Source organism: Amylolactobacillus amylophilus DSM 20533 = JCM 1125 (assembly GCF_001936335.1).
Classification (GTDB): domain Bacteria; phylum Bacillota; class Bacilli; order Lactobacillales; family Lactobacillaceae; genus Amylolactobacillus; species Amylolactobacillus amylophilus.
Genome location: NZ_CP018888.1, coordinates 1 through 20,154, shown reverse-complemented (window position 1 = coordinate 20,154; position 20,154 = coordinate 1). Strand labels below are relative to the sequence as shown.

Here is a 20,154-nt window from a genome sequence, read left to right as displayed (position 1 = left end):
GCAGTTGACCGCTGTTTTGAACTCCGCTATAATTGTTGTCAGATGTTCTGGTCAGATGACCTAGAAAACGGAAGGAGGGATATCACATGGCTAAGACAGTCGTTCATGAAAACGAGTCTCTTGATGATGCTCTTCGTCGTTTCAAACGTTCCGTTTCTAAGAGTGGTACGTTGCAAGAATACCGTAAACGCGAATATTACGAAAAACCTAGTGTTAAGCGTAAGTTGAAATCAGAAGCAGCTCGTAAGCGTAAGAAATACTAATTTCATGAACTCTCATATTGACCTTTTGGTTCATTATGGGAGTTTTTTTTCTAGGAGAATAAAATGTTAAACGAACAAATTATGAATGACTTAAAGACGGCAATGAAGGCTCACGACAAAGTGGCGCTCGATACAATTCGCATGATCAAGTCAGCTTTAGCTAATAAAAAAATTGAGCTTGGCCATGACTTAACTGAGGAAGAGGAAGTTGCCGTATTATCGACCGAGATGAAACAACGAAGAGATTCACTCGCAGAATTTGAGAAGGGTAATCGGACCGACTTAGTTGAAAAGGTTCAAGAAGAGATGAAAATCGTTGAGCGTTATTTGCCTGCCCAAATGTCTGCTGAGGAAGTCGGTAAACTAATCGACTCAGTAATCGAGGAAACTGGCGCAACAGGTAAGGCTGACTTTGGTAAAGTGATGAAGACTTTGATGCCTAAGGTTAAAGGTAAAGCTGATGGTGGCCTAGTTAACCAGTTGGTCAACCAAAAACTAAGTTAAAATTTTTCCCGACGGAGGCTTTTTTTGACAGACAAACTGACTGAAAAGAACGTATACACACCCAAAGTACCTGCAACGATTGCGAGTCTAGTTGGGGTGAACGATAGTAACCTCAAGATTCTGGAGGAAGCATTAAATATCCAAGCAACCGATACGGGTAGTACGATTACCTTACATGGTGCTCCGCCTGACGTCGTAACTGGTATCGCTGTACTAAGCCAACTGGAAAATGTCGTGAATCATGGAATTACGATTGGCGCAACAGACGTGGTCAGCGCGCTCAAGATGGCAGAGAAGGGCACGCTTGAGTATTTCTTTGACCTTTATTCGGAAACGCTCATCCACGATGCCAAGGGACGCGCAATCCGGGTGAAGAACCTCGGCCAAAGACGGTATGTTAAGGCAATTAAGCAGAAAGATGTTGTCTTCGGTGTAGGACCTGCCGGAACTGGTAAGACATTTCTTGCCGTTGTCATGGCCATCTCCGCATTCAAGAAGGGTGAAGTTAGTCGGATTATTCTGACAAGACCTGCTGTTGAAGCCGGCGAAAGTCTCGGCTTTCTACCGGGCGATTTGAAAGACAAGGTTGATCCCTACCTGCGGCCAATCTATGACTCATTGTACGCAATTCTCGGAACCGAGACGACCAACCGTTTGATGGAACGGGGCACGATTGAAGTTGCGCCGCTTGCCTATATGAGGGGGCGAACACTCGATGAGGCTTTCGTGATTCTAGATGAAGCGCAGAATGCCACCAAAGCCCAGATGAAGATGTTTCTGACTAGACTTGGCTTCAACTCGAAGATGATTATCAATGGTGATGTAACACAAATTGACTTACCGGGAAATCACAGGAGTGGCTTGATTGAAGCACAAGATCGGTTGCATAACATCAAACAAATTGAATTCGTGAATTTTACCTTCAACGATGTGGTTCGCCATCCCGTTGTAGCTAAAATAATTGAAGCATACGAAAGAGACGATTTGAATGACAAACATTGATATCACATTTAATGACGAGATTGATTTTTTAACGGATGCCAACTGGCAGACTTGGATTGAGCAATTACTTGATCTGGCTTATACAAGAATCGCTAAGACCAACAAGTTAGAGATGAGCATCAACTTTGTCTCAAACGATGAAATTAGGAAAATTAATCGAGAGTATCGGGACAAAGATCGCGTAACCGATGTCATTAGCTTTGCAATTGAAGATGGTGGATTCGATATTGACATGAGTGATTTCTTAGATGACCCCGATTTTGTCGAGGACATCGGCGACCTCTTCATTGCACCAAAGGTCGTTGAAGAGCACGGTAAAGAATATGGCCATGGCTTTAAGCGGGAATTTGGCTACACACTGGTCCATGGATTTCTCCACTTGAATGGCTATGATCACATCGATCCAGGTGAGGAAAAAGAGATGATTGGTCTGCAAAACCAAATTCTTGATGAGTATGGATTGGAGCGCTAATGGACAAGTTAACCGAGCCAGAGTTAGAATTATACAACATTGCACAAGCTGAGATGAAGCACGCATACGTCCCATACTCGCACTTTCAGGTGGCGGCGGTGTTACGGACTAAATCTGGTCAAATTTTCAAGGGCGTCAACGTCGAAAATGCCTCGTTTGGCTTAACAAATTGTGCGGAGCGCTCCTGCATCTTTAATTACATTAGTGCCGGTTCCTTAGCAGATCCAATCAGTGAATTTTTGATTATTGGTGGTACGGATGATCCAATCTCACCGTGCGGCGCTTGCCGTCAGGTGCTTTCGGAATTTCTGCCAAGTGATGCTACCATTACTTTAACCAATTTGACCGGTGCGGTTAAACACATGACCATGGTAGAGTTACTACCATACTACTTTAAAAAAGAGGATTTAAATGATTAACAATAATAACTACCGCTCCGGTTTTGTCGGGCTAATTGGCAGACCAAATGTTGGTAAGTCGACTCTCATGAACCGCGTTGTCGGTCAGAAGATTGCTATTATGTCCGACAAGCCGCAGACGACTAGGAACAAGATTCAGGGTATCTATACCTCTGACACGCAACAAATAATTTTCGTTGATACGCCGGGTATCCATAAGCCCAAAAATGACCTTGATCAATACATGGATGAGTCCAGTTTCACCACATTTGGGCAAGTAGATTGTGTACTATTTCTAACCGAGCCCAAGAAAGTTGGTCCTGGGGACCGTTATATTGCGGATATGCTAGAGAAAATCAGCGTACCGGTTTTTCTTGTAATCAATAAGATTGATTTAGTTCACCCAGATGACCTGCTGGATATTATTAATTCTTACCAACAAATTGGTAAATTTGCAGAAATTATTCCAATCTCAGCTACCCAGGGGAATAATATTGAGGATCTACTGGCCACCATTCAGAAGTATCTGCCGGAAGGTCCAAAGATGTTCGATGAGGACCAGATTACTGACAGACCCGAGTATTTCGTTGTGGGTGAGTTGATTCGAGAGCAAATTCTCCACCTCACTCAAGACGAGATTCCCCACTCAACTGCTGTTATCGTGGAACAGATGAACCAGCGGGTTAACGGCAAGTTACAGATTGATGCCACTATCTATGTCGAGCGCGCCACCCAGAAGCCAATAGTGATTGGCCGTGGCGGGTCAATGCTCAAACAGATTGGCATCAATTCACGCCGAGAAATTGAGGAGCTGCTGGGCGAGAAGATTAATCTCAAGCTTTGGGTCAAAGTACAGAAGAACTGGCGAAAGGATCCTCTCTTCCTTTCCAGGGTAGGGTATAATCTGAAGGATTTGTAGTTCATGCAAGCCAAAAAAGAAAAAACAGTGACAGGAATTATCTATAAAAGACGCGCTGCGAACGAGGCGGACGTCTTCGCCCGGATTTTGACCGAAAAAGACGGGCTTTTTTCTATTGCAGTTAAGGGCGCGTTAAAGCCTAAATCAAAATTAAATGCTGCCACTCTGAATTTTTCTTTTGGTGATTACAAGATCATGACGAATGGAGCAGGAATCAGCACATTGCGCGCACCCGGGCATGTACAGACGTTTGACCAACTCTTTACTGACTTAAAATTAAATGCATACGCAAGTTACATGTTGGACCTGGTTGATCACGCATTCGTTGAATACGAGGATGTGGGGGAGAGCTTTACGCTTGTTCGGACCAGTCTACAATTGCTTAATCAAACGGTCAATCCAGAAGCGGTGCTCGCTCTCTTTGAGCTTCAAATGCTCCCCATTTTTGGTGTGGGGCCACAGCTACGTGAATGTATCATCTGTGGAAAGCAGCAGGGGAAATTCGATTACTCGATTGATTTAGGGGGCGTCATCTGCTCGGACCATTTTAACCAGGTACCAACAAGGTTACATCTAAGTCCTAAGGCGGTAGGTTTGATGCGGACACTGGGCCTGATTAAGATTGTCCAACTGGGCCAGATTTCAGTATCTGCGGCCTTACTGCGTGAGGTCTTGAATGCGCTAGATCGAATCTATCGTCAGACGCTCGATCTCAACTTGAAGACGAAGACGTTTATTGATTCAATGCATTTTTGGTGAAAAGCAGTAGGCAATTACCACAGCCGGTGCTATAATAGTAATTGTGATTTTGATGATCATAGGGAGAATAAATTCTGGTCAGCGAATGTCGGTCATGGTGAGAAGGACATCCAGAAGAGGCACCCTTAGTCAAACAGAATTAAGTGCAGGGAATATTTCCCTGAATTAGGGTGGAACCGCGATTAAATCGTCCCTATGCATATTTGTGCATAGGCTTTTTTTATTGCCAAAAGGAGAAAAAATGACTGAAAAATTGAACATTCAACAAATGATTTTTAAATTACAAGAGTTCTGGGCCTCTAAAGGCTGTATGATCATGAATGCCTACGACGTCGAGAAGGGTGCTGGGACCATGAGCCCCTATACTTTCCTGCGTGCCGTTGGGCCGGAACCCTGGAATGCAGCTTATGTGGAGCCTTCGCGTCGCCCCGCTGATGGTCGTTACGGTGAAAACCCGAACAGACTATTCCAACACCACCAATTCCAGGTGGTCATGAAGCCATCACCAAAAGACATCCAGGAATACTACCTTGATAGCTTGCGTGCGCTTGGTATCGACCCATTAGAGCATGATATCCGCTTCGTGGAGGATAACTGGGAGAACCCATCTATGGGTTGTGCCGGGGTTGGTTGGGAAGTCTGGCTTGACGGTATGGAAGTATCACAGTTTACCTACTTCCAAGTTGTTGGTGGGCTAGATGTTAAACCCGTCACTAGCGAGATTACCTACGGAGTTGAGCGTTTGGCATCCTACATCCAAGATGTAAGCACGGTATTCGAACTTGAATGGAGCGATGGTGTGCTCTACGGAGATATCTTCAAAGAACCTGAATACGAGCACTCTAAGTATGCTTTTGAGGAGAGCAACCAAGATATCCTCCTGGAATTATTTGATACCTACGAGAAGACGGCTAAACGGCTACTGGTTTTAAACTTGGTTCATCCCGCATATGACTATATCTTAAAGTGTAGCCATACGTTTAACTTACTAGATGCTCGTGGTGCAGTCTCTGTGACAGAGCGTGCAGGTTACTTGAGTCGTATCCGAAATATGGCACATGAAGTTGCCAAGGCATTCGTTGAAGAGCGTGAGAAGCGTGGCTTCCCGTTACTGAAGAATAATCAAACAGAGGTTGGTGCTTTAAATGACTAAAAACTACTTATTAGAAATTGGGCTGGAGGAAATGCCGGCACATGTGGTAACACCAAGCATTAAACAACTAGTGCAAAAGGTAACGAAATTTCTGAAAGAACAGGGTTTAACATTCAAGAACATTAAGCCATTCTCTACACCAAGAAGATTAGCTCTTCTTGTAGAAGGACTGAGTGAACAGCAAGACGACGTTGACTTAGTTCAAAAGGGTCCTGCGCAAAAGATTGCCCAAGACCAAGAAGGTAATTGGAGCAAAGCGGCAATCGGTTTCGCCAATTCACAACAGATGACGGTAGACGATATTTACTTTGAAGATCTGAAGGGAACTAGTTACGCATATATTCACGTTCAAAAGAAGGGGAAGACTGCACAAGAGATTCTGCCCGAGCTTGCGGGTGTGATCAAATCCCTGACCTTTAAAACGAGGATGCGCTGGGCAAGTAACGACTTCGAATATATTCGGCCGATTCACTGGTTGGTTTCTTTATTGGATGATGTTGTTGTGCCATTTTCGGTGGTTGATGTGCAGGCTGGCCGGCAAACTAAGGGTCACAGATTTCTCGGAGACCCCGTAGTGCTTGCGCGGGCTGATGATTATGAGGAAGCTTTGAAAAACGAATTTGTCATCGCTGACGCAGCCGACCGCAAGGCAATTATCACGAGTCAGATTAAGGAACTTGCCGCGGCGAATAGTTGGCAAGTTAACCTTGACCAAAGCTTGTTAGAAGAAGTGACCAATCTGGTCGAGTACCCAACGAGTTTTGCTGGCTCGTTTGATGCGCAGTATCTGGCAATTCCAGAGGAGGTACTGATTACCTCTATGAAGGACAATCAACGTTACTTCGATGTTCGTGACCAGGATGGGAAATTGAGCAATCACTTTATCGCGGTTCGTAACGGTAACCGCGATCACCTAGACAACGTCATCATGGGAAATGAGAAGGTACTTGTTGCGAGATTAGACGATGCCAAGTTCTTCTATGAAGAAGACCAGAAGTTTCCGATTAGTCACTATGTCGACAGATTAAATAATGTTTCGTTTCATGACAAGATCGGCTCGATGGCTGAGAAGATGCAACGTGTCCAAAAAATTGGCCAGATCATCGCACAACAGTTTGCGCTCTCTGAACAAAGCATGGTTGATTTCAACCGCGCAAGTGAGATTTACAAGTTTGATTTGGTTACAGGCATGGTCGGTGAGTTTGCTGAGTTACAGGGGATTATGGGGCAACATTATGCCAAATTAGCCGGTGAACGTGACGCCGTCAGTCTAGCAATCAAGGAGCACTATCAACCCATCACCGCAGAATCCAAGTTGCCAAGTTCTAAGGTAGGGGCGCTGCTTGCATTGAGTGACAAGCTAGACACGATAATTACGTTCTTTAGCGCAGGCATGATTCCAACCAGTTCAAACGATCCCTACGCTTTGCGTCGCTATGCATACGGTATCGTAAGAATTCTGTTGAAGCAAAAATGGGCACTTGACTTCCAGACTGCATTACCTGAATTAATTGCAGGGTTAGATGGTCTCACACCAGCGCCACTGCCAAAGAGCGGCGCGGAGACTGCCCAAATAGCCAGCTTCATCCGTGATCGTGTCAAACAATATCTACAAGTAGCGGACTACAGGTATGATGTGATAGATGCTGTATTAGCTTCAATTCAACAGGATCCATTGAAGATTAACCAGGCTGCTCAAGTGCTTGAACAGCATCATGACGATCAACAATTTAAGCCGGTAGTTGAGGCCCTCACTAGAATCAATAACATTTTGAAGAAGGTCAAACCGGCTGGTAATAAAGTTGTCGATGACACCTTGTTTGAGAATGATTCGGAAGTAGAATTGGCAAACGCCACGGCCGTATTGATGGAGCAAACAGACTTTGAACAACTCTATGAAGAATTCGTCGACGTAAGGCCAATCATTGAGAGTTACTTCAACGATAATATGATCATGGCTGACGATGATGCGGTTCGAATGAATAGGTTAACTCAACTAAGTATTTTGAATCGCCTTTCACATCAATTAGGTGATTTAAGTCAATTGGTAATTAAGTAATTACCATAGGATAAAATAAAAAGTAAGGGGGTTACTCAAAATGGCAGGATACTTTGACGATAGCGTGATAGAAAACGTGCGCCAACAAGTAAATATTGTTGATGTAATTGGTCAGTATGTGGAGCTAAGCCGTAAAGGCAAAAACTACATGGGTTTGTGTCCGTTTCATGAAGAGAAAACCCCTTCTTTTTCCGTAAGTGAAGATAAGCAACTGTATCATTGTTTTAGTTGTGGTCGTGCCGGGAACCTGTTCAAGTTCATCATGGATATTGAAGATATGAACTTTCAAGAGGCCGTTAGAAAGATTGCTCAAGATGCGAACATTGAGCTGCCGGATAACCAGCGCAGCGTGCAGGAAAAGAGTTCAGTTTCTTACAAGCTCAAGAAGATGTATCAAGAGGCAGAAGTATTTTACGCACACATTTTAAATGCCACAAAGACCGGTATTAAAGCACTCGATTACCTTAAGGGTCGCCAGATTACGGCTGCAGCGATTGAAAGCTTTGGACTGGGCTATGCACCGGATGTCCATAACATTCTACTGGAGTATCTACAACAACAGGATTTTACGGCGGACGAATTACGCGCATCTGGACTGTTTGTTGAAAATGACAATGGAGAACTCTTCGACCGTTTTCGCGATCGCGTAATGTTTCCCTTAAAAGACCAGTCGGGACAAATTATTGCATTCTCCGGACGAAAGCTCAATCAAGATTCAAACCAACCAAAGTATCTCAATAGTCCGGAAACCAAAATTTTTACCAAGAGTAAATTACTGTTCAACTTCGATCAGGCCAAAACCACCTTGAAGAATGACCAACATCTCATCCTGTTTGAAGGTTATATGGATGTGATTAGTGCCACGCAGGCAGGCGTGAAAAACGGCATTGCCTCGATGGGTACGAGTTTGACCGATGAACAAATTTACGCAATCAGGCGGGTCACAAACAAGCTTATTCTTGCGTACGATGGTGATCAACCCGGGCAAAAGGCTACAGAGCGCGCCCTAGTACTGTTCAATGAGAAAAATTTTGACCTGGAAGTTGGTGTGGTCACTTTACCAGAGCAGCTCGATCCTGACGAGTTTATCAAGAAATATGGTGCAGAGAAGTTTCGCCACGAATTACAGGGCGCGGTGACACCAACAGAGTTTCGGTTGAAGGTTTTGCAACAGAAATATAATCTGGCAAATGACCGGGAGAAAGTTGAGTATGGCGAAGAGGCGGTCAAGCTGATTGCAACCGTGAATTCGCCAGTGGCTGCCGAGATTTATCTTAATCAACTAGCGGATCAACTATCTGTTTCGACCGATGCCTTAAAAGGCCAGTTGGTGCGTGTTCGCCGGCTAAACCGGCAAGTACAACGGCGTAGTCAAAATACTCAGGCCCAAAATCAGCAAGGCCAAAGTAGTTATGGCCCTGAGCCCATGCAAAACCAAGCAACAGGTGTCGATACCGCAATCAGTCGGGCAGAACGAAGGTTGTTGTATTTGCAGCTCCATTATGACGAGGTAATGGAGTATCTCCATGAACAAAATTTTGAGTTCCAAGACCAAAACTTTGCAAAAATTGCTAATTTATGGGAAAATTTTAGAGATACGCATGATAATATAAAGGTTGATAGTTTTTTAGATTATGTCCCTGAGGAGTTAAAGAGTATAATTGTCAATGTTGAGATGTCTGAAATGCCGGAAGATTACAGCATGGATGAGGTTGATGATTATTTAGCAGCTTTCGCAAAAGAACGTGTTCGGCGGCAAATTGCGTCATTAACAGACGAACTAAATGAGGCCAAACGTAAACACGATGAAGATGCGGAAGTCGCTTTGACTCAGAAAATTATAACTCTGCAGAGAATGATGAGATTATAGGAGTATTCTTAATGGCTGAAAAAAAAGAGAGCACGAAGAAAACCGCTAAAGTAACGAAAACTACGAAGACCGCAAAGGCAAAGACAACTAAGGATCAAGTAAAAACCAACGACGAGGGAGAACTACAAGTCGACGGTCAAACTTTAGACCAAGCTGTGAAGGTGGTTGTTAAAGAAGCCAAGAAAGAAAAGGAAATCACTGAGACCAATTTTATTGAGCAGTTAGTCAAGCCATTCTATCTCGAGGATCAGGCAATTGATCAACTGGTCCAAGAGTTTGAAGATAATGGTATCAGTATCGTTGATGAGAAGGGTGAGCCAAGCCCACTAGCACTGAAGAAACAAAAAAATGTCGAAAAATCAGAGCTAAAGAACGTGAGCGCTCCTTCAAACATTCGAATGAATGATCCTGTCAGAATGTACCTGAAAGAAATTGGTAGAGTACCGCTCTTAAAGGCCGAGCAAGAGGTAGAGATTGCCCATAGAATCGAACAGGGTGACGCCAGCGCGAAACAAGAGCTTGCAGAAGCCAATCTCCGTCTGGTGGTGTCGATTGCGAAACGTTATGTAGGGCGTGGTATGCAATTCCTCGACTTAATTCAAGAGGGAAATATGGGTTTAATGAAGGCAGTCGATAAATTCGATTATCGTCTCGGATTTAAGTTCTCCACTTACGCTACTTGGTGGATTAGACAGGCGATTACCCGTGCCATTGCCGACCAAGCAAGGACGATTCGAATTCCGGTTCATATGGTTGAGACAATCAACAAATTGATTAGAATTCAACGTCAGCTGCTCCAAGACCTTGGGCGTGAACCTACACCGGAGGAAATCGGTGCCGAGATGGACATGACGACCGAGAAGGTTCGTGAAATTCTGAAGATTGCACAGGAGCCAGTCTCCTTAGAGACGCCAATTGGTGAAGAGGATGATTCACATTTGGGTGACTTCATCGAGGATCAAGATGCGACGAGCCCTGAGGATCACGCTTCGTATGAGTTGTTGAAAGAACAACTTGAGGATGTCTTAGATACGTTAACGGACCGCGAAGAAAACGTGTTGCGGTTACGTTTTGGCTTGGACGATGGACGGACGAGAACTCTAGAAGAGGTTGGTAAGGTCTTTGGCGTTACGCGTGAACGTATTCGTCAAATCGAGGCCAAGGCGCTGCGTAAGTTACGGCACCCTAGTCGTTCAAATCAACTTAAGGATTTTCTAGACTAACGAATAAATTTGCCCCGGAATGGGGCTTTTTTTGTTCCTTTTTATGCTAAAATGATAGTCATGTGGGAACGCAAAATAAAGCAGAAAGAAGCGCAAATATGCCTTTAACTCCCCGCCTACAAGCAGTATCAGACATGGTCGATCAGGGACAAAGGGTTGCCGATGTTGGCACCGATCATGCGTATGTACCAATCGCACTAGTAGAGGAGCAACAGATTGACTTTGCGATTGCCAGCGATATTGGTGCAGGACCTTTAGAGAACGCAAGGAATAATATTGAGAGTGCGGGCCTAGAGGGCCGAATTTTAGTTCGAATGGGGCCCGGACTTTCGACAATTGAACCTGATGACGAAATCAACACCGTCATCATCGCCGGCATGGGCGGTAAGCTCATCACGCAAATTCTGACTGATGCACTGGCATCTGGTCAGAGATTTGAAACGTTGATTCTGGAACCAAATATCAATGAACCACTGGTTCGACAGTGGTTGATGGAGCACCGCTATCATATTATTGCTGAAACTATCGTTGCGGACGAACGCCACACATACGAGATTATTAAGGCACAAGTTGCGAAGAAGATCAGGCAATTGTCGCCCAACCAATTGCTCTTTGGCCCTGTATTAATGACTGAAATGAGCCCAACATTCAGGGATAAATGGCGTAGTCGGGCAGCCTATCTGAAGGTTTTGGCGGCCAACCTAGGAATGGCCAAGGAATCGCCCAGTAATTTAGCAAAATTAACAGAGGTACAACAAGAAATGCAGCAAATCGAGGAGTTATTTTCAAATGACAGAGATTAAAGAAATTATTGCAAAAATCGAGGAATTTGCACCCAAGTCTCTTGCCCTGCCGGGAGATCCGGTCGGACTGCAGATTGGTTCTGCAGACGAGGGGATTACTAAGGCTTTGGTCACGCTCGATGTGCGTCCAGAAATCGTCCAGGAAGCAATCGACTCGAATATCCACTTTATCTTTAGTCATCATCCTGCCATGTTCAAACCAGCTAAAAACCTAGATTACAGGGATCCGCAAAACGCAATGTATGCTGAGATTATTAAGCACGACATCACAGTTTATTCGGCGCATACAAACATTGACTGTGCAAAACATGGCATGAATGATTGGCTCGCCGAAAAATTACAGCTAGAGCAAATTAAACCGTTCGCCTTCGAACTAAACGAAGACGGTTGTCCGATTGGTCTTGGACGTAAGGGAGTATTGAAACAACCAGTTGAACTAGCTAATTTTGCTGAGAAAATCAAACAGATTTTTAAATTAGAAGGATTACGCCTGATTGCCAATAATCCGCACCAATTAATCCAAAAAGTCGGTATAATCGGTGGTGACGGCGGAAAGTACTTCCAACAGGCAATTACCAATCAGTTAGACCTCTTCATTACGGGAGACGTATACTACCACACCGGACACGATATGCTGGCCGCAAATTTGGCCGTAATCGACCCAGGTCACCATATTGAGCAAATCTTCAAACGGGTGATGTCGGATAAATTAAATGAATGGTCTGCCGCTAATAAATGGGGCGTCGACTTTGTACCATCACAAATTTCCACTGATCCATACCAATTTATTTAAACAGCGATTCTCAGATAAGGAGCAAATAGATGAAATACGAAACTTTATTACCACGTTTTCTGGGCTACGTGAAGGAGAACACCCGCTCAGATGAATACTCAAATAGCGTCCCTTCAACACAAAATCAAGTTGTTTTCCTGCAAAAGTTAGTCGCAGAATTAGAACAATTGGGCTTGGCTGAGGTTAAATATAATAAAGTTAATGGTTATGTGACAGCGACAATTCCCGCAACGACAACTAAGGACGTGCCAGTCATCGGCTTTATCAGTCACGTCGATACGGCCGATTTCAATTCGGAGAATATTAATCCCCAAATCGTCGAAAATTACGACGGCCAAAGTGTCATCAATCTTGGCGAGAGTGAATTCAAACTTGATCCAAGTTCTTTCCCTAGCCTAAAGAAATATGCAGGACAGACGCTAATCACGACTGACGGAACCACGCTCTTAGGCGCAGATGATAAAGCTGGTGTGGCGGAAATCATGACTTTGGCCGAATACCTCATCGTACGGCCAGAGATTGAACACGGCAAAATTCGTGTGGCCTTTGGTCCCGACGAGGAAATCGGTACGGGTGCAGATAAATTTGATGTTGCTGACTTTGGCGCTGATTTCGCCTACACGGTTGATGGCGGCCCTGTGGGCCAGCTTGAATTCGAAACATTCAGTGCGATCGGCCTGAAAGTCGATATTCAAGGAACAAATGTCCATCCTAGTGAAGCAAAGGGGAAAATGGTTAGTGCAATTCAGCTGGCAATTGATTTCCATAACAGCTTGCCAGCTGCTGAACGTGCCGAAACTACTGAAGGGCGAGAGGGATTCTTCCACCTACTTAATCTAAACGGCACAGCCGAGGATGCCCACATGGACTACATCATCCGGGACTTTGAGCGCGCGGGGCTCAATCGTCGCCGCCAACTCGTACTTGATATTGCAAAGGAAATTAATCAAAAATTTGCTGAGCCACGTATCAAGACAACGATGGTCGAACAATACTTCAACATGGTTGAGGTGATGAAGGATCATATGGATGTAGTTGAACTGGCAGAGAATGCCATGTGTGCGCTCGGTATTGAGCCAGATGAGGAACCAGTTCGTGGTGGAACTGATGGCTCTAAGATTTCATTTATGGGACTACCAACACCAAACCTGTTTGCCGGTGGCGAGAATATGCACGGTCGGTATGAATATGTGGCCCTGCAGTCTATGGAAAAGGCAGTAGATGTACTGCTGAAAATTAGCGAGTTGAACACGAACAAGTAGTATATACAAAAAAGGCCACATGGCCTTTTTTTATGGCAAACTTAAGCTGAAATTCACCAAATATTTACATAAATATGTTAAATTGAACAAGTTGAAAAGGAGTTGGAACTTTTTGGAAAAAAGAAGTAGTCAAAATCAGAAGCAAGCACAGATAGATAGTGCAATCGGTGAAAAATCTGTCCACGTCTTCAACGATTTTCGAGATTTCCTCGCTACCGGGAATATCGTCAACTTTGCCGTTGGTTTCCTAGTTGGTAATGCACTGTCGAAGGTGATTCAGGCATTCATCACGGATTTATTCGATCCAATCATTTCGAAAATAACAGGTAAATCTGTGCTGTTGGTTAACCAGAAGCTCGTTTTGGGGGCAAGGCCAGATAGTAATCAGCTGGGGGCATTTTATTAGCCAATTAATCAATTTCTTGATTACCGCAATCGCCGTTTACATTGTTATTCGTGCCATGCAAAAGACCATCATGAAGCAGGATGCTGCTGGTGCGCTGACCGGCGACGAGATACAGGCACAGATTTTGCGTGAATTACAGCTAAATAACCGAATGATGAGACGTAACCTCGAACTGAATCGGCGTGAAGAGGAGTTGCGTACTTTAAAAGCAGATATAAAAAAACGAGAAGATATTCTCGCCGTGAAAGAGCGTTTCGACGCAGCGAAACGTTAGCTTGATAAACCCCAGCTGTTTTTTGGCAAAAGCTGCCTAAAATGCTAGAATAGGACAATAAATAATAATAAAGGAGTAGGGATCATGCCTCTAGTACACATTGATTTAATTGAAGGACGTTCGGCTGAACAACTAAGTAAGATGGTTGAGGAGGTTACTGCAGCAATCGTGAAGAATACTGGTGCACCCGCAGAACACGTCCATATTGTTCTAAACGAGATGAAAAAGAACACTACAGTGTGGGTGGAGTGCTCAAAAGCGCTGAATAAACCAAAAAGGTTCAAACTTGATTAATAGTAATCAAATTTGAACCTTTTCTAATTACGTTGAATGAAGTCAAGTAGCTGACTAATCTCAGCTTCCGACGCGTCGGCCTCACCAGTCTTCATGCCGTGAATTTTCTCAACTGCTAGGTGGCTGGCAAAGGCCAATCCTGCATCGTTCATTGAATGTTTTCTTTGGTACTCAACAATTAAGTCTGACAAATTATCTGGATTCATCTTTATCACCTCATCTAATATAAATTAATTTTAGCAATTTTCACTGCAAAATAAAATTAATAGAACTGCATTCTAGTGAAGGGGAAATACCTGAACTTGACCTTACCCTCAATCGCCGATTTTTTGATGAAGCCAATCATCCGGCTGTCCCGACTGACATTTCTGTTATCACCCATTACAAAGTAGGAATCTGCCGGAACTTTCTCTACGCCAAAGATAGATTGCAAACTGAAATCTGCTGTAAATTGCTGCCCCTCGGGCAAATCTTTCTTGTATTCATCAAGGTAAGGCTCCTTGACTGCTTTACCGTTGATGTATGTTACATCGTTCTTAGAACTAATCGTATCTCCTGGAAGGCCAATCACGCGCTTGATGTATAATGTACCAGGACTGTCTGGTGCATCGAGTACTACAACGTCGTAGCGATTAATGGTTGGGTGTCTGTTAGCAATCAAGCGATCGCCGTCTTTAAAAGTTGGCTCCATCGAGGGCCCAGAGACAATTTCGTTTGAAAGGACGAACTTAAATACAAGAAAATATGCGCCGAGAAATATTAGAGCTAATACTATGACTTGTAGGAACCATTTAAAGAGTGAGTCATTCTCGGTGTTTTCTTTTGCATATTTATTAGTTGTCATCAGCTAGCTCCTCATTTGTATTACAATATATTATAACTGATTTTGACGGTTCTGCATGTTAAAATCTCTCAAAGGTGAAGATTGATGAAATATTTAGCTAAATTAAACTGGTTAGCACAAGAAATCGGATTACAAGATGTAACGAAGCAGGTGCATCAAATTAACGAGTTAACTACCATTCTAGGCGACCAGCGAATTCCCAAAAAGCATCTAGCAGATATCGGCTTTTTGCCGGACAAGCTGGAGAGACTGTGTGAACAGGCGCCAACGAAAGAACTTGAAATTAAGGTGATCAATCAGCTATTGAATAATCTTCGCAATTACCTCGCGCAAGAATTTGGTCTCTGGTCGATTCCAAACTTGACCACGGCGGAATTAATTGCGATGAAATATCATCTGCATGATGGCCTTGAAATAATGGCCGGAAATGCCCAGTGGACGAAAGCCTTTCAAGATGTAGGAGTTAACATGGTTGCAACAGATGACCTGTCGTGGAGCGTAACTAGTGCGACAGGCGCCAGGAACTTTGCGCCGGTAACCAGGCTAACAGCTATCGAGGCGCTCATTCGCTATGCCACAGTCGCGGATTTCGTGATTCTGGCCTGGGCGCCTAATTTCGGCGATGCCGATATTGCTTTGCTCGAAGCTTATAGAAACTTACCGCGAAAACCTTTATTATTGATGGTGGGAGAACGCGGTGGTGCGACTAATTCAACTGCATTTTGGCGTACAGCAAAGGTTTCAACTATTAGTGCTGCCATTAACCGCAGCTTCAAAAGCTTTGATTTCATCAACGAGAAAATTCTGAAAGTTGAGTAATTATGTCTAATCTGAAGAAAAACATTTTGTACTTTACGCTATTCCTAAGCTTCTTGCTGCTAGGCCTATTGGTTTCGCGTGTGCAAGCGAATAACGCTGAATTGACACTTGCGACAAACGGACTTTCAACCTCGGCAAAAGAAATTACAACACTGAACAAAGTCCCAATTAAGCAATTATTGGCTTACGTTGATCAGAATTATGCTAAGGAAAAGGTCCAAATTCAGCTGACCAATAAAACAGAGAACAGTCAGATTTTGGTCTGGTCTAATTTTGATTTGACAAAATTACCCATTGAGAAGGGCCGTTTCCTTACAAAAAGCGATTTTGACGGAATCATTCCGTTTGCTTTGTACACGAAATACTCTTCCGCCGATGTGGAGGAGATTCAGGGTAACCCGTATATTTTGTATGATAATCGCTATATCTCTGTAGTTGGCAGTTTGCGTGAAGGTTATCAAAAGGATAATTACTACATCACCACCGGTCTGCACCAAACCACGAATAAGAATTTTTTAAATGATTACACACTGGTAATTGATGGCCTTTCTCAGAAACAATATTCGAGCATCGCTCATCATATCGGTGGTAAAGTAAAGCAACCCCGCTTCATCCAAAAGATTATGCAGGATAGACAACAGCCCGTTTATCTTTTCGCACTGGCCGTGTTCTCTATTCTTGTGGGTTTGGTGGTTGCGACTTTACTTGGGATTGGCACAAGAAGGGCTAACAAGAATACAGAACTTCGAGATAGTCTATTCCAAAGCCTACAGACCAACATCGTAATTCGCTTTGGTGGCTTTACCCTGGTTTTGGCAGGTCTGGCACTAATTATTTCCCACTACTTCTTTTACTTCAGTCAAATCAGCCAATATGTATGGCTATTAGTAATTTTGCTTGTAATCTTGAATATTAACTTCTCGATGATTGTGCTACCGAAAAGTACTACCAAAAAAGTCAATAAAGGATTAGATATAAAATGATTGATTTACCCATTGAGTTTACTGAAAAATTTACTGGTCTCTTAGGGAGCGATGAGGCCAACAAGTTGTTTAATGCACTACAAGAGCCCACCAAAAAGGCATTTCGCTTAAACCCACTCAAGTCAGGCTATAAAGATGTTAAACAAGACCTGACCGAAAAGTTGGCACTGATTAAAGATGCCTATGTCGGGCAAATAGATGGTCATAGCATAGAGCAGCTTGCTGGCTATGTTTATTCCCAGGACCCAGCCGCCATGTTTGTTGCAGAGGCTGCCGCTGTTCACCCTGGAGAACGAGTGCTCGATCTCTGTGCGGCACCAGGTGGTAAGACGACCCAACTGGCGAGTGGGTTGCACCAGCAAGGGTACTTGTTGCAAATGAGATTAACCAGTCGCGGGCAAAAACACTATTAGAAAATGTTGAGCGTTGGGGAATTCAAAATTCTTTGGTATTGAACGAAAGTCCGGCGCGACTAGTCCCGTATTTCACCGGCTTTTTCGATAAAATCGTGGTGGATGCGCCCTGTTCTGGTGAAGGTATGTTTAGAAAGGACCCGGTAGCCCGTCAAGTATTGGAGTCCAGATTATGTCGCAACATGTCAAATTAGACAGCAGGAAATAGTTTCCGCCGCTTATGCGATGTTACGGCCAGGTGGTCGACTAATATATTCAACGTGCACATTTTCTCCCGAAGAAATGAACAAATTGTTGAATATTTACTTGGTCAATTTTCAGATATGAAACTGGTTCCGATTCAAACAAGGGCAGAGTTTGATCCGGGCCACCCAGAGTGGGGGACAACTGGTAATGCTGAGTTAAGATATACCGCCCGTTTCTGGCCCCAGAGAAATTTCGGCGAGGGACAATTTGTCGCAATACTAGAGAAAAGTTCAGCTGTGGCAGCGAATGAATCGCATGTAGCAGCACAGCTAATGGCCTTTGACTCAAGAAAAAATGTATTCGATCAAGATGCCATTCGAGAATTTTTTGCCAAGATTAAACAAACTGATCTGCTCAGTGGCAAGAGACAGCCAACCATATCCAATAATCATGTATTCCTGCCTATCATTAACCCAGCAGCAATTAAGGGACTCAGAATACTCAGAAATGGCTTAGAACTTGGTGAACTGAAGAAGAAGCGCTTCTTACCACACCATCAACTAGTGCAGATACTGGATCCCGATTCAGTACCGTTTATTAAATTGAATTCTGATGAGGAATTCAGGAATTTGTTCATGGTGAAACCATCAAGGTAGAGTCGCCACTCCGTGGTTTCTTACCGGTTGCATACCAACATAAAATCTTCAGTTGGGGTAAGCTCGGCAACGATGGTATCCTAAAGAACTTTTATCCAAAGGCCTGAGGAGATAAATAAGACCAGCTAACTTTTTGTTGACAATGTTAAATGAAGTTTTATAATAATTAAAAAAGGAGAATATTAAAATTATTTAAAAAGGAAAACGGCAAATATTAGTATACTTGACATAATCATGATGGAGGGATGACGATGAATTTAATTTTGACAGAGATAATAAGACCCTAATTATCGGCGACAAGCTGGAAAGAGCTAACAAACGTTTAACTGTTTCAGAATCAGAAGGACAAGTCAGGTTTATCATGATTTATAAATCCGGAATTGTGTTTAATGGAGCATCCAAAAAGACAAAGCCAGATATTACTACTGGTATCTAATCATAATGTTCCTAATTTTTTAATATTAAGTACTCAATTAACGAATTGGCTAGAAACAAATCTAGCCTTTTTTGATATTGCGAAAAGCCAATTTCACTACCAGATGACCGGGGTGACTGATGAAGCCGATTTCCAGTTGAAGATTAAATCAGAGTTACTTTTCTCTCAATATTTTGGTTGAATACAGATTCCGCCGAGGTTGCTCGAATGAATCAGCGCTTTACAGTTGCTATTTTGACGACAAGAAGCAGGATATCAAGCTGATACCTATCAAATATCTTGCCTTAATTTATCAGAGAGGGATGTCGAGTACTAATAGTCCAAGTTGAATGAATATGCTTTCAGGTTAGATGCTGTGTTAGACAAAGTGCAATTAACAGCAATGCAGAAATTTGAAGTCAAGTGCTATGAAGCGGTCTTCCGTGATGATTCTAATCAGAATATCGAGCATCAATTTGAGCGGTCCAATCTGGTACTACACCTCACGGATCCCTCACAAACCATTGCCAACATCTACGAAGCCACCCACATGGTACTTTATTTGTCTTTACTTGGTAAAGCAAAAATTAAAACTAGGCTAAGGATTGTTTTCAGCAAATACTTGAGAATAGTATTATTCTATGCACTACAAGAATCCATGCTGGATATACTCGCGGAAATTCTACTTTGCTGTGCAATTCTTGAGGAGTATCCACCACTCTTTGCAAAGGGCCTGACCAAGGTTACTGAGTTCTTCGAACAAGTACTTGCAGAGAATCAAGATCTGCATAACTGCGTACACTACTACCACACAATCTTGGTGCTACGAATGCTTGTTAAGAAACTTAATGAATCAGAGGGATCATAGATGAACGAATCTAATTCTCAATACATAGTCTTACTACAACAAGACAATTATGATGCTCTCAATCAACGATTATTAAGTGCTGTACACTGTGAAAACTTTGGTTTCACGGAAATTCTTGTAAGCTTGGAACTACGACAGAGACGACAGGTACTACCGCAATTGGCTCAAATACTAACTGAAAGTTTTATTGCCGATCGACCGATTGATGATTCATGGTTAACATTAGACGAACCAGAACTAAACGAGTTATTGGCAAACCTCAGCTTGGAACTATTCTTTCCAACAGGAGACTAGCTCAAGATGACTTTGTTACTTTGGAGGGCTGCTTTGTCTCGGCCACCAATCACTACAAATTACTAGAATTTGCTTTTTTGGTCTGTATTCTTAATCGATATCATGAAAAACATTTTTTCATTTCACTTTAAGTTATATCACTCCAATCATTGAGTCAATGAAAGGTGAGCTGAAAGACCATAATATTGACTCAACTATCCTTGATTTAGTTGAAAACTTACT

General features: G+C 43.2%; 22 protein-coding genes and 2 pseudogenes. 22 read left to right on the top strand and 2 right to left on the bottom strand.

Annotated elements, in window-relative coordinates; translation table 11 throughout:
* Positions 1–86 precede the first annotated feature (86 nt).
* From rpsU to LA20533_RS00045, 17 genes and pseudogenes are all read left to right on the top strand, one after another.
* Positions 87–263: a 30S ribosomal protein S21 gene (rpsU, locus tag LA20533_RS00125; protein ID WP_054745016.1), complete on the top strand. Its 177-nt coding sequence runs from the start codon at positions 87–89 to the stop codon at positions 261–263.
* A gap of 63 nt (positions 264–326) precedes the next feature.
* Entirely contained in the window at positions 327–767 is a 441-nt protein-coding gene (locus tag LA20533_RS00120) for a GatB/YqeY domain-containing protein (protein WP_056946199.1), read from the top strand.
* A 24-nt stretch (positions 768–791) separates the two neighbouring features.
* The gene (locus LA20533_RS00115; RefSeq protein ID WP_371857339.1) at positions 792–1,769 is read left to right on the top strand and encodes a PhoH family protein; all 978 of its coding nucleotides are present in this window, start codon (positions 792–794) and stop codon (positions 1,767–1,769) included.
* Positions 1,756–2,241 (top strand): rRNA maturation RNase YbeY, encoded by a 486-nt coding sequence (ybeY, locus tag LA20533_RS00110; RefSeq protein ID WP_056946197.1) that lies wholly within the window; start codon positions 1,756–1,758, stop codon positions 2,239–2,241. The genes LA20533_RS00115 and ybeY overlap by 14 nt, the downstream gene beginning before the upstream one ends.
* Positions 2,241–2,660, top strand: coding sequence for a cytidine deaminase (gene cdd, locus LA20533_RS00105; RefSeq protein ID WP_056946195.1), 420 nt, complete (start codon positions 2,241–2,243; stop codon positions 2,658–2,660). The genes ybeY and cdd overlap by 1 nt, the downstream gene beginning before the upstream one ends.
* Entirely contained in the window at positions 2,653–3,558 is a 906-nt protein-coding gene (gene era / locus LA20533_RS00100; RefSeq protein WP_056946193.1) for a GTPase Era, read from the top strand. The genes cdd and era overlap by 8 nt, the downstream gene beginning before the upstream one ends.
* Positions 3,559–3,561: 3 nt before the next feature.
* Positions 3,562–4,317: a DNA repair protein RecO gene (gene recO / locus LA20533_RS00095; RefSeq protein WP_056946191.1), complete on the top strand. Its 756-nt coding sequence runs from the start codon at positions 3,562–3,564 to the stop codon at positions 4,315–4,317.
* A gap of 241 nt (positions 4,318–4,558) precedes the next feature.
* Positions 4,559–5,470 (top strand): glycine--tRNA ligase subunit alpha, encoded by a 912-nt coding sequence (gene glyQ, locus LA20533_RS00090; protein ID WP_056946189.1) that lies wholly within the window; start codon positions 4,559–4,561, stop codon positions 5,468–5,470.
* Entirely contained in the window at positions 5,463–7,529 is a 2,067-nt protein-coding gene (gene glyS, locus LA20533_RS00085) for a glycine--tRNA ligase subunit beta (RefSeq protein ID WP_056946187.1), read from the top strand. The genes glyQ and glyS overlap by 8 nt, the downstream gene beginning before the upstream one ends.
* A 40-nt stretch (positions 7,530–7,569) precedes the next feature.
* On the top strand, positions 7,570–9,399 hold the full coding sequence (dnaG, locus tag LA20533_RS00080; RefSeq protein WP_056946185.1) for a DNA primase: 1,830 nt from the start codon (positions 7,570–7,572) through the stop codon (positions 9,397–9,399).
* Between the two features lie 11 nt (positions 9,400–9,410).
* On the top strand, positions 9,411–10,622 hold the full coding sequence (gene rpoD / locus LA20533_RS00075; protein ID WP_075362760.1) for an RNA polymerase sigma factor RpoD: 1,212 nt from the start codon (positions 9,411–9,413) through the stop codon (positions 10,620–10,622).
* Positions 10,623–10,720: 98 nt separating this feature from the next.
* Positions 10,721–11,425 (top strand): tRNA (adenine(22)-N(1))-methyltransferase, encoded by a 705-nt coding sequence (locus LA20533_RS00070; protein WP_056946183.1) that lies wholly within the window; start codon positions 10,721–10,723, stop codon positions 11,423–11,425.
* On the top strand, positions 11,412–12,218 hold the full coding sequence (locus tag LA20533_RS00065; RefSeq protein ID WP_054745023.1) for a Nif3-like dinuclear metal center hexameric protein: 807 nt from the start codon (positions 11,412–11,414) through the stop codon (positions 12,216–12,218). Before LA20533_RS00070 ends, LA20533_RS00065 begins: the two co-directional genes overlap by 14 nt.
* A 29-nt stretch (positions 12,219–12,247) precedes the next feature.
* Positions 12,248–13,480, top strand: coding sequence for a peptidase T (gene pepT / locus LA20533_RS00060; RefSeq protein WP_056946181.1), 1,233 nt, complete (start codon positions 12,248–12,250; stop codon positions 13,478–13,480).
* Positions 13,481–13,592: 112 nt separating this feature from the next.
* Positions 13,593–13,886, top strand: a complete 294-nt coding sequence (locus LA20533_RS08865) for an MscL family protein (protein WP_169819061.1) — start codon at positions 13,593–13,595, stop codon at positions 13,884–13,886.
* 16 nt (positions 13,887–13,902) lie between these two features.
* On the top strand, positions 13,903–14,160 hold the full coding sequence (locus tag LA20533_RS08860; RefSeq protein ID WP_075362758.1) for a hypothetical protein: 258 nt from the start codon (positions 13,903–13,905) through the stop codon (positions 14,158–14,160).
* A gap of 84 nt (positions 14,161–14,244) precedes the next feature.
* A pseudogene (locus LA20533_RS00045) lies at positions 14,245–14,429 on the top strand (2-hydroxymuconate tautomerase).
* 48 nt (positions 14,430–14,477) lie between these two features.
* Here the strand turns inward: LA20533_RS00045 and LA20533_RS00040 are convergent.
* Positions 14,478–14,660: an LBP_cg2779 family protein gene (locus LA20533_RS00040; protein WP_054745028.1), complete on the bottom strand. Its 183-nt coding sequence runs from the start codon at positions 14,658–14,660 to the stop codon at positions 14,478–14,480.
* A gap of 56 nt (positions 14,661–14,716) precedes the next feature.
* Positions 14,717–15,298, bottom strand: coding sequence for a signal peptidase I (gene lepB, locus LA20533_RS00035; protein ID WP_056946176.1), 582 nt, complete (start codon positions 15,296–15,298; stop codon positions 14,717–14,719).
* Positions 15,299–15,382: 84 nt separating this feature from the next.
* On the opposite strand from lepB, the gene LA20533_RS00030 reads away from it, so the two are divergent.
* The 5 genes and pseudogenes from LA20533_RS00030 to LA20533_RS00005 all read left to right on the top strand — a co-directional run bounded on the left by LA20533_RS00030 (position 15,383) and on the right by LA20533_RS00005 (position 19,932).
* Positions 15,383–16,117, top strand: a complete 735-nt coding sequence (locus LA20533_RS00030; protein ID WP_082611553.1) for a hypothetical protein — start codon at positions 15,383–15,385, stop codon at positions 16,115–16,117.
* A gap of 2 nt (positions 16,118–16,119) precedes the next feature.
* The gene (locus tag LA20533_RS00025; RefSeq protein ID WP_056946172.1) at positions 16,120–17,100 is read left to right on the top strand and encodes a hypothetical protein; all 981 of its coding nucleotides are present in this window, start codon (positions 16,120–16,122) and stop codon (positions 17,098–17,100) included.
* A pseudogene (locus LA20533_RS00020) lies at positions 17,097–18,462 on the top strand (RsmB/NOP family class I SAM-dependent RNA methyltransferase). The gene LA20533_RS00025 and the pseudogene LA20533_RS00020 overlap by 4 nt, the downstream one beginning before the upstream one ends.
* Before the next feature lie 654 nt (positions 18,463–19,116).
* A complete protein-coding gene (locus LA20533_RS00010; RefSeq protein ID WP_075362756.1) occupies positions 19,117–19,638 on the top strand; it encodes a DUF6895 family protein in 522 nt (173 codons plus the stop codon).
* On the top strand, positions 19,639–19,932 hold the full coding sequence (locus tag LA20533_RS00005) for a hypothetical protein (RefSeq protein ID WP_075362755.1): 294 nt from the start codon (positions 19,639–19,641) through the stop codon (positions 19,930–19,932). It begins immediately after the preceding gene.
* Positions 19,933–20,154: the final 222 nt, after the last annotated feature.

Coding starts and splice junctions, on each gene's coding strand:
- lepB (WP_056946176.1), bottom strand. CDS start 15,298: ATGACAACTAATAAATATGCAAAAGAAAACACCGAGAATGACTCACTC.
- LA20533_RS00120 (WP_056946199.1), top strand. CDS start 327: ATGTTAAACGAACAAATTATGAATGACTTAAAGACGGCAATGAAGGCT.
- glyS (WP_056946187.1), top strand. CDS start 5,463: ATGACTAAAAACTACTTATTAGAAATTGGGCTGGAGGAAATGCCGGCA.
- pepT (WP_056946181.1), top strand. CDS start 12,248: ATGAAATACGAAACTTTATTACCACGTTTTCTGGGCTACGTGAAGGAG.
- LA20533_RS00030 (WP_082611553.1), top strand. CDS start 15,383: ATGAAATATTTAGCTAAATTAAACTGGTTAGCACAAGAAATCGGATTA.
- LA20533_RS00005 (WP_075362755.1), top strand. CDS start 19,639: ATGAACGAATCTAATTCTCAATACATAGTCTTACTACAACAAGACAAT.
- glyQ (WP_056946189.1), top strand. CDS start 4,559: ATGACTGAAAAATTGAACATTCAACAAATGATTTTTAAATTACAAGAG.
- era (WP_056946193.1), top strand. CDS start 2,653: ATGATTAACAATAATAACTACCGCTCCGGTTTTGTCGGGCTAATTGGC.
- LA20533_RS00040 (WP_054745028.1), bottom strand. CDS start 14,660: ATGAATCCAGATAATTTGTCAGACTTAATTGTTGAGTACCAAAGAAAA.
- ybeY (WP_056946197.1), top strand. CDS start 1,756: ATGACAAACATTGATATCACATTTAATGACGAGATTGATTTTTTAACG.
- LA20533_RS00070 (WP_056946183.1), top strand. CDS start 10,721: ATGCCTTTAACTCCCCGCCTACAAGCAGTATCAGACATGGTCGATCAG.
- LA20533_RS00025 (WP_056946172.1), top strand. CDS start 16,120: ATGTCTAATCTGAAGAAAAACATTTTGTACTTTACGCTATTCCTAAGC.
- rpsU (WP_054745016.1), top strand. CDS start 87: ATGGCTAAGACAGTCGTTCATGAAAACGAGTCTCTTGATGATGCTCTT.
- rpoD (WP_075362760.1), top strand. CDS start 9,411: ATGGCTGAAAAAAAAGAGAGCACGAAGAAAACCGCTAAAGTAACGAAA.
- cdd (WP_056946195.1), top strand. CDS start 2,241: ATGGACAAGTTAACCGAGCCAGAGTTAGAATTATACAACATTGCACAA.
- LA20533_RS00065 (WP_054745023.1), top strand. CDS start 11,412: ATGACAGAGATTAAAGAAATTATTGCAAAAATCGAGGAATTTGCACCC.
- dnaG (WP_056946185.1), top strand. CDS start 7,570: ATGGCAGGATACTTTGACGATAGCGTGATAGAAAACGTGCGCCAACAA.
- recO (WP_056946191.1), top strand. CDS start 3,562: ATGCAAGCCAAAAAAGAAAAAACAGTGACAGGAATTATCTATAAAAGA.